This is a genomic window from Polynucleobacter difficilis, assembly GCF_003065365.1.
Taxonomy (GTDB): domain Bacteria; phylum Pseudomonadota; class Gammaproteobacteria; order Burkholderiales; family Burkholderiaceae; genus Polynucleobacter; species Polynucleobacter difficilis.
This window is the reverse complement of the sequence record NZ_CP023276.1, coordinates 1640563-1654622: the sequence shown is the minus strand read 5'-3', so window position 1 is coordinate 1654622 and position 14060 is coordinate 1640563. Positions and strand designations below refer to the sequence as shown.

14 protein-coding genes are annotated in these 14060 nt (G+C 51.8%); 5 read left to right on the top strand and 9 right to left on the bottom strand.

The window, feature by feature from the left end; genetic code table 11:
- Positions 1 to 7 precede the first annotated feature (7 nt).
- Genes coaBC through AOC34_RS08375 form a run of 4 tightly spaced genes read right to left on the bottom strand, consistent with a single transcriptional unit; the run spans position 8 to position 5589 of the window.
- Positions 8 to 1225, bottom strand: a complete 1218-nt coding sequence (coaBC, locus tag AOC34_RS08390; protein ID WP_108469636.1) for a bifunctional phosphopantothenoylcysteine decarboxylase/phosphopantothenate--cysteine ligase CoaBC — start codon at positions 1223 to 1225, stop codon at positions 8 to 10.
- Between the two features lie 37 nt (positions 1226 to 1262).
- Positions 1263 to 1769: a signal peptidase II gene (gene lspA, locus AOC34_RS08385; protein ID WP_199908287.1), complete on the bottom strand. Its 507-nt coding sequence runs from the start codon at positions 1767 to 1769 to the stop codon at positions 1263 to 1265.
- Between the two features lie 15 nt (positions 1770 to 1784).
- A complete protein-coding gene (gene ileS, locus AOC34_RS08380; RefSeq protein WP_407675577.1) occupies positions 1785 to 4664 on the bottom strand; it encodes an isoleucine--tRNA ligase in 2880 nt (959 codons plus the stop codon).
- Positions 4639 to 5589: a bifunctional riboflavin kinase/FAD synthetase gene (locus AOC34_RS08375; protein ID WP_108469633.1), complete on the bottom strand. Its 951-nt coding sequence runs from the start codon at positions 5587 to 5589 to the stop codon at positions 4639 to 4641. The genes ileS and AOC34_RS08375 overlap by 26 nt, the downstream gene beginning before the upstream one ends.
- 38 nt (positions 5590 to 5627) lie before the next feature.
- Between AOC34_RS08375 and purN the strand changes: the two genes are divergently transcribed.
- From purN to AOC34_RS08360, 3 genes are all read left to right on the top strand, one after another.
- Positions 5628 to 6260, top strand: coding sequence for a phosphoribosylglycinamide formyltransferase (purN, locus tag AOC34_RS08370; protein ID WP_108469632.1), 633 nt, complete (start codon positions 5628 to 5630; stop codon positions 6258 to 6260).
- A complete protein-coding gene (locus AOC34_RS08365; protein WP_108470131.1) occupies positions 6253 to 7728 on the top strand; it encodes an RsmB/NOP family class I SAM-dependent RNA methyltransferase in 1476 nt (491 codons plus the stop codon). The genes purN and AOC34_RS08365 overlap by 8 nt, the downstream gene beginning before the upstream one ends.
- Before the next feature lie 61 nt (positions 7729 to 7789).
- Positions 7790 to 8968 (top strand): DesA family fatty acid desaturase, encoded by a 1179-nt coding sequence (locus tag AOC34_RS08360; RefSeq protein WP_108470130.1) that lies wholly within the window; start codon positions 7790 to 7792, stop codon positions 8966 to 8968.
- A 68-nt stretch (positions 8969 to 9036) separates the two neighbouring features.
- Here AOC34_RS08360 and rpmG read toward each other — a convergent pair whose 3' ends face one another.
- The 3 genes from rpmG to radC form a co-directional block, all read right to left on the bottom strand.
- Positions 9037 to 9204 (bottom strand): 50S ribosomal protein L33, encoded by a 168-nt coding sequence (gene rpmG, locus AOC34_RS08355; RefSeq protein ID WP_108469631.1) that lies wholly within the window; start codon positions 9202 to 9204, stop codon positions 9037 to 9039.
- A gap of 12 nt (positions 9205 to 9216) precedes the next feature.
- Positions 9217 to 9450, bottom strand: a complete 234-nt coding sequence (rpmB, locus tag AOC34_RS08350) for a 50S ribosomal protein L28 (protein ID WP_108469630.1) — start codon at positions 9448 to 9450, stop codon at positions 9217 to 9219.
- A 130-nt stretch (positions 9451 to 9580) separates the two neighbouring features.
- Positions 9581 to 10327, bottom strand: a complete 747-nt coding sequence (radC, locus tag AOC34_RS08345) for a RadC family protein (protein ID WP_234408087.1) — start codon at positions 10325 to 10327, stop codon at positions 9581 to 9583.
- Between radC and AOC34_RS08340 the strand changes: the two genes are divergently transcribed.
- Both AOC34_RS08340 and ispH read left to right on the top strand, forming a co-directional pair.
- Positions 10307 to 10753, top strand: coding sequence for an FKBP-type peptidyl-prolyl cis-trans isomerase (locus AOC34_RS08340; protein WP_108469629.1), 447 nt, complete (start codon positions 10307 to 10309; stop codon positions 10751 to 10753). The two genes, radC and AOC34_RS08340, sit on opposite strands and share 21 nt — an antisense overlap.
- Positions 10754 to 10759: 6 nt before the next feature.
- On the top strand, positions 10760 to 11701 hold the full coding sequence (gene ispH, locus AOC34_RS08335) for a 4-hydroxy-3-methylbut-2-enyl diphosphate reductase (RefSeq protein WP_108469628.1): 942 nt from the start codon (positions 10760 to 10762) through the stop codon (positions 11699 to 11701).
- Positions 11702 to 11706: 5 nt separating this feature from the next.
- On the opposite strand, the gene AOC34_RS08330 is transcribed toward ispH, so the two are convergent.
- Positions 11707 to 12927: an acetylornithine transaminase gene (locus tag AOC34_RS08330; RefSeq protein WP_108469627.1), complete on the bottom strand. Its 1221-nt coding sequence runs from the start codon at positions 12925 to 12927 to the stop codon at positions 11707 to 11709.
- 47 nt (positions 12928 to 12974) lie between these two features.
- On the bottom strand, positions 12975 to 14030 hold the full coding sequence (locus AOC34_RS08325; protein ID WP_407675560.1) for a CDP-6-deoxy-delta-3,4-glucoseen reductase: 1056 nt from the start codon (positions 14028 to 14030) through the stop codon (positions 12975 to 12977).
- Between the last annotated feature and the right edge of the window lie 30 nt (positions 14031 to 14060).

The following is a 14060-nucleotide window of genomic DNA, read 5'->3' as shown; positions in this document are numbered from 1 at the left end:
GGTGTTTTTAGAGTTGGGTTGCAACAAATTGAATGAGTTGGCGTGCGAGCTGCAGCTTTGGAGCTTTTGCTAATTTCTTACTGCCACGCTCATGAATCAGAAGCAGTTGATTTTGGTCGCTACCAAAGGTATCGGGGCCGATATTGCCAATAATCAGCGGGATGCCTTTGCGCTTGCGCTTGTCATCTGCATGCTCTTCGAGTTTGGTTGACTCGGCAGCAAAACCAACACAGTAGGGATATGGCTTACCTTTAGCCTTTTTGGCAGACTGCGCCATAGTAAGCAAAATATCAGGGTTGGGGGCGAACTCAATATTCGGCGTCGATTTGCCGCCGCCCTGACGTTTGATCTTTTCTTTGGAGGGGTTGGCAATGGCCCAGTCCGCTACTGCGGCAACACCAAAAAATAGATCGCAAGTGGGCGAGGCCATCACTGCCTCATACATGTCTTTGGCCGAAACCACATCGGTCCGCTGGATTTTTCCTGCAGCAAGAAGGGGGGTATCTAACTCACATGGACCCGCGATTAGGTGCACTTCTGCGCCAGCCTCCAGAGCGGCTCTGGCTATGGCAAAGCCCATCTTGCCGGAACTGCGGTTGGTAATGCCACGTACCGGATCAATTGCCTCAAACGTAGGGCCTGCAGTAATTAATACCCGTTTTCCTGCCAGTACTTTTTTCTGAAAGAAGGCAATCAATTGCTCGGTGATTTCAGCGGGCTCGAGCATTCTGCCCATACCCACTTCACCGCAAGCTTGGGCGCCACTGGCGGGTCCGAGTAATTCAGCGTGATCACTGCGCAAGCGCTCCGCACTGCGCACAGTTGCGGGGTGTTGCCACATCTGCAAGTTCATCGCGGGCGCCAAGAGCAAAGGGCAATCGCGCGCGAGGCAAAGGGTGGTGAGGAGATCATCGGCGAGACCAAGGGATAGCTTGGCCATCAAATCAGCGCTAGCAGGCGCAATCAAAATCGCATCTGCGGCGCGCGATAACTCAATGTGCGCCATATTATTATTGATGCGCGCATCCCATTGATTCGTGAACACAGGATTACCAGTTAATGCTTGCATGGTTACGGGTGTGATGAACTGGGTTGCAGCCTCGGTCATGACGACTTGAACGCTTGCCCCCTCTTGCATCAGTAGGCGAGCTAATTCGGCAGACTTATAGGCGGCAATGCCACCCGAGATGCCGAGAACAATTTTTTTATTGAGAAGTGACTGCATAGTCGAAGATTAAACGGGTTTGAGCAGAATGGCTAGATTAGGTGGGGGTTGATGCTCTTTTGGGACGGATTTCACCCCAGATTATTAGGGCTGCGCCAAGCACAATGGCGCTATCGGCCAGATTGAAGGCGGGCCAATGCCATTGCCCATAGTACAGATCAATAAAGTCCACGACAGCGCCATAGACAAGGCGATCAATCACGTTGCCGACTGCGCCGCCCAAAATAAAGCTAATTGCCAAGGAAAGCAGCGTATCGTTTTGGTGTCGGCGCAAATACCAAATCATAAAAATAGCAGCGGCCGTTCCCAGCACGGTAAAGAGCCAGCGTTGCCAACCACCACTACTAGCCAAAAAAGAAAACGCGGCGCCTGGGTTGTAAATCAAGAACCAGTTTAAAAAACCGGTGACTGGCGCAGGCACGGCATATTGCAGCGATGTTTGCGCCCATAATTTGCTTGCTTGATCTAAAACGAGGACAAGACAGGCCAAGCTGAGCCAGCCATAAAAACGGCGCTGATTGTGGGGGTCGGCCTTGGCGCTCACAGCGATCTGATTTGATTATGCAAAGGCACGCTGTTCACCAGCGCCAAATAAATTGCTGATGCAGCGACCGCAAAGTTCAGGGTGCGCAGGATCCGCGCCCACGTCTGCAGTATGGTGCCAGCAGCGACCGCATTTTTTATATTGGCTTGCGCGCACTAGAACCTCTAGCCCCGCACTGCTGAGTTCAATATTGGCGCTGGACGTGATGGTGACAAAGCGTAGATCGTCTTCCAGTGAGTGCAGGATGGCAAAGTCGACGTTATCGACTTTGATGGTCAGCTCTGCTTGCAGTGAGGAGCCAACATGACCTGCTTCGCGCTCAATCTCAATCGCCTTGGTCACCTCAGAGCGAATCTCCCGAATGCGATTCCATTTGGCGAGCAACTCAGTGCCCTTGGTGATATCGGGGAATGTGCCGAACTCTTCGATAAAGATAGAGCCCTTGCTTTTGTTCTCAGATCCATGGGGGAAGGATGCCCACGCTTCTTCTGCGGTAAAGGAGAGGAAGGGAGCAAGCCATTTCAAGAGATTACGGGTGATGTGGAATAAGGCGTTTTGCGCCGCGCGTCGCTCTTTTGAATTGGGCGCGCTGGTATACAGGCGATCTTTGAGAATATCCAAGTAGAAGCCGCCGAGGTCTTCTGAGCAGAAGGTCAACATGCGCGCCACTGCGGGCTGGAACTCATAAGCCTGGTAGTGCGCCTGAATCTCTTCCTGCAACTGCTTCGCGAGTGCAACCGCATAGCGATCGATTTCCAGCCACTCTGTGCTCGGCATGCTGTGCTGGGTTGGATCAAAGTCAGCCAAGTTCGCCAGTAAGAAACGCAAGGTATTGCGCATGCGGCGATAGCTTTCAACTACCCGTTTCAGGATCTCATCGGAGATGGTCATCTCGCCTGAGTAGTCAGTAGAGGCAACCCAGAGACGAATGATTTCAGCGCCTAACTTATCGGCTACCTGTTGGGGTGCGATAACGTTGCCGACGGATTTACTCATTTTCCGACCTTGACCATCGACCGTGAAACCGTGGGTCAACAATGCCTTGTAAGGCGGCTTGCCATCGAGCATGGCGCCAGTGAGTAACGAGGAGTGAAACCAGCCGCGGTGTTGGTCTGAGCCCTCTAAATACAAATCAGCCAAACGGCCATCAGCATTCTCAGCTTCGGGACGATAGAGCTCATTACGGTGTGAGCCACGAATGACATGCCAGTGAGTTGTCCCTGAATCAAACCACACGTCTAAGGTGTCGCGGTTCTTTTCATATTGGGATGCATCGTCGCCGAGCAACTCAGCCACATCGAGTTTTTGCCAAGCCTCAATACCGCCTTGCTCAACCCGCTTGGCAACTTCTTCCAAGAGTTCGGCTGTGCGGGGATGTGGCTCACCCGTTTCTTTATGCACCAAGAAGGCCATCGGGACGCCCCATTGACGCTGGCGCGATAAGGTCCAGTCTGGGCGATTGGCAATCATGCTGTGCAGGCGCTGCTTACCCCAAGCAGGATAGAACTCCGTATTGTTGATGCCTTCTAGTGCTGCTTCACGCAAACTCGCTTTTCCATCGGCCGGCTTTTTATCCATGCTAGCGAACCACTGTGAAGTAGCACGATAAATGATCGGTGTTTTATGGCGCCAGCAATGCATATAGGAGTGGCTATACGATTTGTCTTTTAAAAGACTACCGGCACTGCGCAGCGCTTCCACAATTTTTGGGTTGGCTTTCCAGACAAATTCATTGGCAAACAGGGGCAGCCAGGATGCATAGACCCCATTGCCCATCACTGGATTCAGAATATCCTTATCGACTAAGTCATTCGCTTTACACGACTTAAAGTCCTCCTCGCCATAGGCGGGCGAGCAGTGCACTAGACCAGTACCCGTATCGAGCGTGACGTACTCTGCTGGATAGATCGGGGAGAGGCGACGGTAGCCTTCATCTAGGGATGCGAGTGGATGCCAAAAGGAGATGCCGGCTAATTGCTGACCCTTGCACGTCGCGATGACCTTGCCTTCGAGGCCATACTCTTGCAGGCAAATTTCAACACGGTCTTTTGCCAGAATAAGCAGGGCTTGATCGGTCTCGACCAAAGCGTATTCCAGCTCGGGGTGAACATTGAGCGCTTGGTTGGCGGGAAGCGTCCATGGCGTCGTAGTCCAGATTACGACCATGCCTTTTTTCTCTGGCAAGTGCGGGATGCCAAACGCCTTCGCTAAATTACTTCGCTGCGCATCATCAAAAGCAAAACCAACATCGACTGCAGGATCGGTTTTATCTTGGTACTCGACCTCGGCTTCAGCAAGCGCAGAGCCGCAATCAAAACACCAATTAACCGGTTTTAGACCACGGAAGACGTAACCCTTTTTCCAAATGGAGCCGAGCGCACGAATCTCATCCGCCTCATTGCGGTAGTTCATGGTGAGGTAGGGGTTGTTCCAGTCGCCCAGAACGCCCAAGCGCTCAAAGTCGGTTTTCTGTTTCGCAATTTGCTCGCTGGCGTACTGGCGAGCTTTTGCCTGTACTTCTGCGGTTGGTAAATTTTTACCAAACTGTTTTTCAATTTGGATTTCAATTGGCATGCCATGGCAGTCCCAGCCAGGAACGTAGGCAGCATCAAAGCCCATCAGCCAACGGGATTTAACGATCATGTCTTTGAGAATCTTATTGACCGCATGACCAATGTGAATATCGCCATTGGCATAAGGGGGGCCATCGTGCAAGATGAATTTGGGTTGCCCGGCATGCGCTGCCCGAATGGCTTCGTAGAGTTTATTTTTTTGCCACTGAGCTACCCATTGCGGCTCGCGCTTGGGTAAGTCGCCCCGCATTGGAAAAGCAGTTTCCAGAAGGTTAACGGGATAAGAATTGGATTTATCAGACATGGACTTTTTTCTGGAAATAATCACGCGCACATTGCGCATCGTTTTGGATAGCGGACTGCAGTGTTTCGAGATCAGGGTATTTTGCCTCGTCCCGAATTTTTTCTAAGAGTTCAACGCGAATAATGCGGCCATACAGGTCGGCGTTGAAATCAAATAAATGCACTTCAAGTAAAACACGCCCCGCATCTTCTACCGTTGGCCTAACTCCTAGGCTGGCAACCCCTGGCAATGGAGTATCTCCAAGGCCATGAATGAGGACGGTAAAAATACCGGTCATTGCAGGCTTTCGTTCGTTCAGGTGATTTGCTACAGCCAGGTTCAAGGTAGGAAAGCCGAGTGTTCTGCCGAGTTGACGACCATAAATCACGTGCCCAGAAATCATGTAAGGCCTGCCCAGTAGAAGAGCTGCCTTGGCCATATCACCAGCTGCTAGTGCATTACGCAGTGCGGAGCTAGAGATCCGCTCTTGATTCTCTAAAACAGTATTGATATTCGAAACCTCAAAACCAAATTGTTCACCAGCACGCTTTAAGCTAGCAAAGTCCCCTGCACGTTTTGCGCCGTAACAGAAGTCATCGCCAATCAAAATCCATTTGGTATTGAGGCGCCGCAGCAGAATTTCAGCAACAAATTGCTCGGGGGTTAATTTGGCATAGGCGGCATTAAAGCGCTCGATCACCACGCGGTCAATGCCAATGTCCGCAAAGGCAGTTAACTTATCACGCAAATTTAAGATGCGGGGCGGTGCCTCGGCCGGTGAAAAAAATTCTTTGGGGTGCGGCTCAAACGTCATCACGCAGGAGGCAAGACCTCTTGCGCGCGCACCTTCCGTCAATGCCTGGAGCAAGGCGTGATGACCCCGATGCACGCCATCAAAATTACCGATGGTCAGGGCACAAGGGGGTGCGGCACGAAGGTGGGCAGAGCCTCGGAATACGTTCACTAGTCGCTTTCAGGGTAGCCTTGAATTATATTGTGGGCATGCACTCCATCGTTACCTTAATCTCCGGGCGCGGATCGAATTTCGAAGCCATCGTCAAAACAGCCCAAAAAGAGAATTGGGCAGTCCAATTTAGTGGGGTGATAGCCAATCGCCCTGAAGCCAAGGGCCTTGATTTTGCTCGCTCTCATGGCATTCCTGCACTTGCTCTGGATCACAAAGCCTACCCAGACCGCGCTGCATTTGATCGGGCATTAATGCAGCAAATCGACCTTCTCAAGCCCGATTTAGTGGTTTTGGCTGGCTTTATGCGCATCTTGACGCCGGAGTTTATTCGGCATTACGCCGGAAAGTTGATCAATATCCACCCATCCCTGCTGCCCAGCTTCCCCGGTTTACACACCCATGAACGGGCTTTGGAGGCAGGAGTAGAGACGCATGGTGCCAGCGTGCACTTTGTCAGCGAGGGTGTCGATGAGGGTCCCATCATCTGCCAAGCCAGTGTTCCTGTGCTTCCAGGTGATTCGGCAGCGCAATTGGCTGCACGGGTTTTGCAAATGGAGCATCAAATCTACCCGCGGGCCGTAAAATGGTACCTTGACGGTCGATTGCGAATAGAAGGAAATCAAGTGAAGGTGTACCCCCCAGAGTCGCAGTTGTTTGCCCATGAGTAAAGCCAGACCCGAGCGCGGCGCCAAGCCGACCCGCAGTAGAGCATCCGATCGATCCCCATCCTCTGGCGCGAGGACGCAAAGCCGTCCCCAGCGACGCGGACCTGAGACTGCTCCTGTGAGTGGGCAGAAGAATTTCTCCCATGCCAAAGCCTTGCCCCAGCATGCCGCCCATTTGGAGCGTCTGCTTCCCGAGCTCTTAAGTTTTGATCAGCCTTCGGATCGAGTGGTCAGTCGTTACTTTCGCGCTGAGCCCCAACTCGGTAATCGTGATCGGGCCTTAATTGCCGAGAGTGCCTTTGCTATCCTGCGCCGTAAAAATGAGATGTCGCAATTTGCTTCGAGTGGGAGCGGAACCCAGGCGAGGCGCCTTGCTCTGCTTGGCATGATGTCCGCATTATCGGAGGGCGGCCTTGGCTCAGCCAATCGCCCAGAGAGCGCACTGGCTGACTTGGCCCACGTTATTCAGCCGAGCGAATATGACTGGCTCAAACGCTACTCTGAACTCGATCGCGATACCTTAGCGCCGATGGTGCGCAACAACTTGCCCGAATGGCTTTGGAATGCATTTGAATCATCGCCCGGCGAGGCTCAGCGCCAAGACCTCGCGATTGCTTTGATGCGCCCAGCCCTGCTGGATTTGCGCGTCAACACCATTAAGGCCAATCGCGATACCTTACTCGAAGAAATGAATGCTTTGGGTGGCCGTTATCAAGCAGTAGCAACACCTTTTTCGCCGGATGGCATTCGGATTATGGGTAAGCCTGCATTACAGAATTCCAGCTGGTTTAAGGAAGGCCTTTTTGAAGTGCAGGACGAAGGCAGCCAATTGCTTTGCCATTTATTGGGCCCCAAGCGCGGCGAGATGGTGGTTGATTTTTGTGCGGGCGCTGGAGGCAAGACCTTAGCCTTGGGCGCATTAATGCGCTCGACTGGGCGCCTCTATGCCTTTGATACGTCGGAGCGTAGGTTGGCCAATTTGAAGCCGCGCCAAGCGCGTAGCGGACTATCCAATGTGCACCCAGTATGGATTGATAGTGAGAATGATTCGAAGGTGAAGCGCTTGGCCGGCAAAATTGATCGCGTTTTAGTGGATGCCCCTTGCAGCGGTATTGGCACCTTGCGCCGTAACCCTGATCTGAAGTGGCGCCAAACGCCGGCTGCAGTAGCCGAGCTCAATGTAAAGCAGGCCAGCATTTTGGCCTCAGCCAGCCGCTTACTGAAACCTGGCGGCCGCTTGGTTTATGCCACGTGCAGCTTATTACCTCAAGAAAATCAGGCCATTGCCTTACAGTTTTTAGAAAAACACCCTGAGTTTGAGTTAATTCCTGCGGCTGAAGTGCTCAAAGACCACTTTTTAGATGGTGTACAGCCGATTGGGACGAGTCCAGATAACCCCTGGTGGCAACTATGGCCGCATTTACACGGCACCGACGGCTTCTTCGGGGCAATTTTTAGGCGAAAAGCTTAAAATACAAGGTTACTGATTCCGCTTAGGGGATGCCTTGAATTCCAGCTTTGATATAACTGCTTTGCACGATGGTTTGATCCAGTGGTTGGCCCATGGCTACCTTGATTGGGCTTGGTGGCAAATTGTGCTGTTTACCTTGGCGTTAACGCACATCACCATCGCCGGCGTCACTATTTTTCTGCACCGCTGCCAAGCACACCGTGCGCTGGATTTGCATCCGATTGCATCCCATTTTTTCCGTTTCTGGCTTTGGCTTACTACCGGCATGGTCACTAAAGAGTGGGCCGCAGTTCACCGCAAGCACCACGCTAAATGCGAAACCATTGACGACCCCCATAGCCCGCAGGTTTTAGGTATCAATACCGTATTGTCACGCGGTGCTGAGCTCTATAAATCCGAAGCCAATAATCCAGAGACTCTGCAAAAGTTTGGTCATGGCACTCCCGATGACTGGATTGAACGCAATATCTATTCTAGGTTTTCTTGGCAGGGCGTTGCCCTCATGATGATCATCGACCTGTTCTTGTTTGGTGCGATTGGAGCAACCGTATGGGCAGTGCAAATGCTGTGGATACCAATCACTGCTGCCGGTGTCATTAATGGCATTGGCCACTTTTGGGGCTATCGCAATTTCAACAATGAAGACGCTTCCCGCAATATCGTGCCCTGGGGTATTTTGATTGGCGGCGAAGAGTTACACAATAATCACCACACCTATGCCACTAGCGCGAAGCTATCGAACAAGTGGTATGAGTTTGATATCGGCTGGCTCTACATTCAGATGATGAGCGCAGTGGGTTTGGCTACCGTAAAAAAGGTGCCACCCAAGCCAGTGTTGCTAGATGTGCGCCCTGCAGATCAAAGCACCTTGGAGGCCATCATCGCTAATCGCTATGAAGTAATGGCGCGCTACAGTAAATCCTTAAAGAAGTTCTTCACGAGCGAAGTGCAGCACATGCAAGAGTTGGCCGCCCATTTGAATGATGCGCGAACCTGGCTTTGTAAAGATGAAGCGCAGCTGACGACCATCGAGAAACGCAAGCTGGAAGAGCTCACGCAGCAAAATGCACAACTGCGCAAGATGATTGAGATGCGCCGTGATTTGCAGGCCCTGTGGAGCCGCTCTAATGCGACTGGCGAGCAACTCTTAACCCAACTGCGTACTTGGTGCCAGCAGGCTGAGGAGAGCGGTGTATCGAACCTGCGCGACTTCTCGATTCGCTTGCGTCGCTATAGTTAGACATCCGTATAAATGAGGTAATAAAAAAACCCGCATGTAGCGGGTTTTTTTATTGAGATAAAACTGATTTACTTCAGCTTGGTCTCTTTGTAAGCAACGTGCTTGCGAACGGTAGGATCAAACTTCATGATCTCTAACTTCTCAGGCTTGGTACGCTTGTTTTTGGTGGTTGTGTAGAAGTGACCAGTACCTGCTGATGACTCTAACTTAATCTTTTCTCTGCCGCCCTTAGCCATTTAAATATTCCTTTAGATTTGGCCGCGTGCGCGCAAGTCAACTAAAACGGCATCGATGCCATTCTTGTCGATTACACGCAAACCTGCGTTGGTTAAGCGAAGGCTGATCCAGCGATTTTCTGATTCAACCCAGAAACGGCGATTTTGCAGATTAGGCAAAAAGCGACGCTTAGTTTTATTGTTTGCATGGGAAACATTATTGCCAACCATCGGCTTTTTCCCAGTGACTTGGCAAACTTTTGCCATGACACGACTCCTTAATTGCGAAAAAAGAAGATTGTAGCAGGCGAATGGCTAAATGAGCCAGCCCTTTTGTAGATTGCTAGATGCGACTCGATTATTCCTTGTAATTTAATGGCTAAGTTAGTATTTACTACTAATTTGGATCAATATCCATAATGCCAGCCTCCACAAAAGAGAAGAAACTGCTCTGGCTGACGATGCAATGGTCCAAAAGGCCAATCGCAACCCATTGCAATGCTTGCTGGAGGGTGCGGGTTAATTCAATATCCTTTTTGCTGGGGTAGGGTTCACCGCTGGGGTGGTTATGGGCCACGATTAGGGCGCTGGAGTTGCGTATCAGGGCCTCTTTGACGATTTCGCGGGGGTAGATGGCGGTCTGTGCCACGGAACCCCGAAACAGCTCCTGGCACTCAATTAAGCGATTTTTAGAGTCTAAGTGAAGGCAGAGAAAGACCTCATGGGGCAGTTGCCCGATTTTGGCCTGAATCAGCTCGCGCATTTGGGCTGGCGAGCCTAAAACGGAGTCGTGCATCAGCTCATACTCTAAGCTGCGTTTGACTAGCTCATAGGCAGCCTGAATTTGTGCCCATTTGGATATTCCCATGCCATAGCAACGGGTAATTTCCTCGGCGCTGGAGTTGAGTAACCTGGGAAGGCTGCCAAAAGTCCCTAAAAGGTCTTGAGCAAGGGTTACAGCGGTTTTCCCCCTGACACCAACCCGCAGGAAGATTGCCAGCAATTCGGCGTCTGAGAGCGCCTCAGGGCCGGCCAAGCGCAGTTTCTCTCGCGGCTGCTGGCCTTTGGGCCATTCGGAAATCGGAGAATGTACTCCGCCCGTTGTCCTAGCTACAATATTCCGATGACTACGCAGACTGTTCAATCCGACTCCTACTTGACCCTCAACTACCGCTTGGTTTTGCCTGGCGGGGAGGACTACATCAACACCTTTGAGGACAACCCGGCGACGGTGATGTTTGGTACTGGTCAATTTGCCCCCTGTTTTGAAAAGGCGCTGTTCGGCATGACGACCGGCGAGCGCAGGACGGTGGTGATTCCTCCCGAGGAGGGCTTTGGATTGCACAAGCCAGAATTAGTGCAGTGGGTCACGATGGAGACCTTGAAAGAGAACACCGATGAAACTCCAAGCTTTTCGCCTGGCGATGTGATTGAGTTCAATGCCCCAAGCGGCGCTCAATATGCTGGTGTCTTGCAATCGATGACCGACGAAGGGGCGTGGTTTGATTTCAACCATCCCTTGGCAGGCAAGCCCATTACATTTGAAGCAGAAATCGTAGCCATTCTGTAGACCACTATGAGCCAAACCGATCAACCCGAAATTTTGCTCGCCCAGCCCCGGGGGTTTTGCGCGGGCGTTGATCGCGCGATCAATATTGTGAACGAGGCCTTGAGCCGCTTTGGTAAGCCCATTTATGTGCGCCATGAGATTGTGCATAACAAGTACGTGGTGGATGAGTTGCGCACCAAGGGCGCGGTCTTTGTAGAAGAATTGGCTGAAGTGCCGCGCGGCGGGATTGTGGTGTTTAGTGCTCACGGCGTTTCGCAAGAAGTTAGGCGCGATGCCGAAGCCCGCGGCTTGCAGGTATACGATGCAACTTGCCCACTGGTTACCAAAGTGCACTTGGAAGTAGTCAAGATGTGCAAAGAGGGTTTTACCGTCTTGATGATTGGTCATGCCGGCCATCCGGAAGTAGAGGGCACGATGGGCCAAGTGGGCGAAGGCATTATCTTGATAGAGGACTTGGAAGACGTAGCCAAGCTCAATCTGCCCGCCGATGAAAAGGTAGCCTTTGTTACACAAACCACCTTATCAGTCGATGAAACAAAAGAAATTGTCGATGCCCTAACCAAAAAGTTCCCCGATATTTCAAAACCACGCAAACAAGACATTTGTTATGCAACGCAAAATCGCCAAGACGCCGTCAAGTTCATGGCGCCGCAAGTTGATCTCGTTATTGTGGTGGGAAGTAAGGCAAGCTCGAACTCCAATCGCTTGCGGGAATTGTCTGAAAAGTTAGGTGTGCCTTCCTACATGGTGGACGCACCGGAGCAGCTCGAAGAAAAATGGTTTGAAGGAAAAAAGCGCATCGGCTTAACTGCAGGTGCATCTGCGCCAGAAAGCCTAGCGCAGTCGATTGTTGCGCGCATTCAAGAATTTGGACCGCGGCAAATTCGGTCCTTGCCTGGCATAGTGGAAGACGTTACTTTTTCACTGCCCAAAAACTTAACAAACTGAGTTTTTTAATGGACCTGCTGTAAGAGGCCGCGCAGCATACCGCACATCTGCGCAATCTCAGCATCCGTTACCGCCAGCGATGGCATAAAGCGCAGTAAATTGGGTCTTGGGGAATTAATCAGCAAGCCTTCAGGGCCCTGATCGCGGGCCATCTCAACCAGCTTAGGCCCTACATCCTTGCCCAGCATCAAGGCCCGCAATAAGCCTTTACCGCGTTCACCTTCGAGATTAAATTCAGTTGCAAGGGTTTGCAGCTCACGGCTCAGTAATTCACCCTTACGAACCACCTCATCTAAAAAGCCTGGGGCTAGCAGTTGCTCGATCACGCTGATACCAACCGCAGTCATGAGTGCATTGCCGTTGTACGTACCGCCTTGATCGCCCGGAACAAAACACGAGACTGACTCAGTCGCCAGTAATGCGGCCAGAGGAACGCCACCACCAATACCTTTGCCTAAGGTCATGATGTCGGGTTTGATGTTGTAGTGCTGATAGGCAAATAGTTTGCCGGTGCGACCACAGCCTGCTTGGACTTCATCGACGATGAGTAGCACCTTGTGCTCTTGTGTCAATGCGCGCAAACCTTCCATAAACGCAGTCGTGGTGGGTATCACGCCGCCCTCACCTTGCACTGGCTCGACCATCACTGCTACGGTTTTAGGGCCAATTAATTTTTTGACGGACTCGAGGTCATTCAATTCTGCTTTTAAAAAGCCAGGAACCTGCGGTGCAAACATGGTGTCCCAGCCCGGCTTGCCAGAGGCGCTCATGGTGGCTAAGGTTCTGCCATGAAAGGAATGCTCAAAGGTAATGATTTCGTGCGCGCCTGACTTGTGGAGTTGACCCCATTTGCGGGCCAACTTAATTGCACCCTCATTGGCTTCGGCACCGCTGTTGGCGAAGAAGACGCGATTAAAGCAGCTCTGTTCAGTGAGTAGATTCGATAAGCGAATCATCGGCTCGTTGTAAAAGGCGGGGCTTGGATTAATTAATTTACGCGCCTGAGCATTCATCGCGGCAATCATCCCAGGATTGCTATGACCTAAGCAATTGACAGCCCAGCCTTGTAAAAAGTCGAGGTAGCGTTTGCCATTGTGATCCACCAACCACGAGCCAAGACCTTCGGTCATCACGAGCTCAGGGCGCTGGGTGATGAACATCACGGAGTGACTGTCAACCGCAGTTGGGCTCAGCGGAGTAGAAGGGATGTCGTGCGGCTTATTCATGGCTCAATCATACAAAAAGGCAGGGATTGCTGCAGGGGTTTTTCGGATTAGGCGCTTACAGGAAGCAAATCGGCAGCGGTAGTAAAGGAATCAGCAAAGAAGGCATCGCTGGGCAATTGGCATGCCGCAACAAAATCAGCGCGCGCTGCATTGACCACGACGGGGGCGCCGCAGGCATAAACCTCAACACTGCGCATGTCGGGGAAATCAGCCATGGCCGCCTGGTGAACAAAGCCGTCACGCCCAGTCCACTGATCTTCTGGGAGTGCATGGGAAACAACTGGAACGTACTTAAAGTGCGGCATGCTATTGGCCCAACTGCGACAAAGGGCATCTAAATACAGGTCATGCGGCCGGCGTCCACCCCAAAACAGGGTAATCGGACGCTCTATTTTTTTGGCTTGCATGTGTTCGATGATCGATTTGATCGGAGCAAAACCGGTTCCCGCAGCGACAAAAATAATGGGACTGCTGCTGTCCTCGCGTAAAAAGAAGCTGCCCATGGGCCCCTCAAAGCGCAAAATATCTTTTAATTTGAGTGCGGGTTTGTCGGGCACCCCAAAGACAAAATCGGTAAATAGGCCGCCAGGGGTATGGCGAATATGGAGCTCCAGTGGCCCCTCTGCCTCTGGCGCAGAGGCAATCGAGTAAGCCCGCCGTTGCCCGTCTTTAAGTAAAAATTCAAGGTATTGGCCTGCCAAAAACTGAAAGCGCTCCGCGGCCGGTAGTTGCAACTTCAGAATGGCAACGTCAGGACTGGGGCGTTCCATTTCATTAACGCGGCAGGGGACTTTCCGAATCGATAGATCGCCAGCACCCTGCACCTCACGCACTGCAATCACCAAATCGCTTTGCGCGTGGGCACAGCAAAACAGGGCATTGCCCGCCGTTTTTTCGGCGGCAGTGAGGGCACCTTCATTATGGTTGCCATGACTTACAGAACCCTCAGTTACCTGACCTTTGCAGGAGCCACAGGCGCCATTTTTGCAACCATAAGGCAGGGTGATACCTTGCCGCAAGGCGGCTTGCAAAATGGTTTCATCCGGGCTGGCATCAAACTGTTTGCCGCTGGATTTGAGGGTCACTTGGTAAGGCAATCTCATTCCTTTAAATAAATCGGTACGATAGTAGGT

Coding starts and splice junctions, on each gene's coding strand:
- coaBC (WP_108469636.1), bottom strand. CDS start 1,225: ATGCAGTCACTTCTCAATAAAAAAATTGTTCTCGGCATCTCGGGTGGC.
- purN (WP_108469632.1), top strand. CDS start 5,628: ATGCACTCCATCGTTACCTTAATCTCCGGGCGCGGATCGAATTTCGAA.
- AOC34_RS08365 (WP_108470131.1), top strand. CDS start 6,253: ATGAGTAAAGCCAGACCCGAGCGCGGCGCCAAGCCGACCCGCAGTAGA.
- rpmG (WP_108469631.1), bottom strand. CDS start 9,204: ATGGCTAAGGGCGGCAGAGAAAAGATTAAGTTAGAGTCATCAGCAGGT.
- rpmB (WP_108469630.1), bottom strand. CDS start 9,450: ATGGCAAAAGTTTGCCAAGTCACTGGGAAAAAGCCGATGGTTGGCAAT.
- AOC34_RS08340 (WP_108469629.1), top strand. CDS start 10,307: ATGACTACGCAGACTGTTCAATCCGACTCCTACTTGACCCTCAACTAC.
- ispH (WP_108469628.1), top strand. CDS start 10,760: ATGAGCCAAACCGATCAACCCGAAATTTTGCTCGCCCAGCCCCGGGGG.
- AOC34_RS08330 (WP_108469627.1), bottom strand. CDS start 12,927: ATGAATAAGCCGCACGACATCCCTTCTACTCCGCTGAGCCCAACTGCG.
- AOC34_RS08325 (WP_407675560.1), bottom strand. CDS start 14,030: ATGAGATTGCCTTACCAAGTGACCCTCAAATCCAGCGGCAAACAGTTT.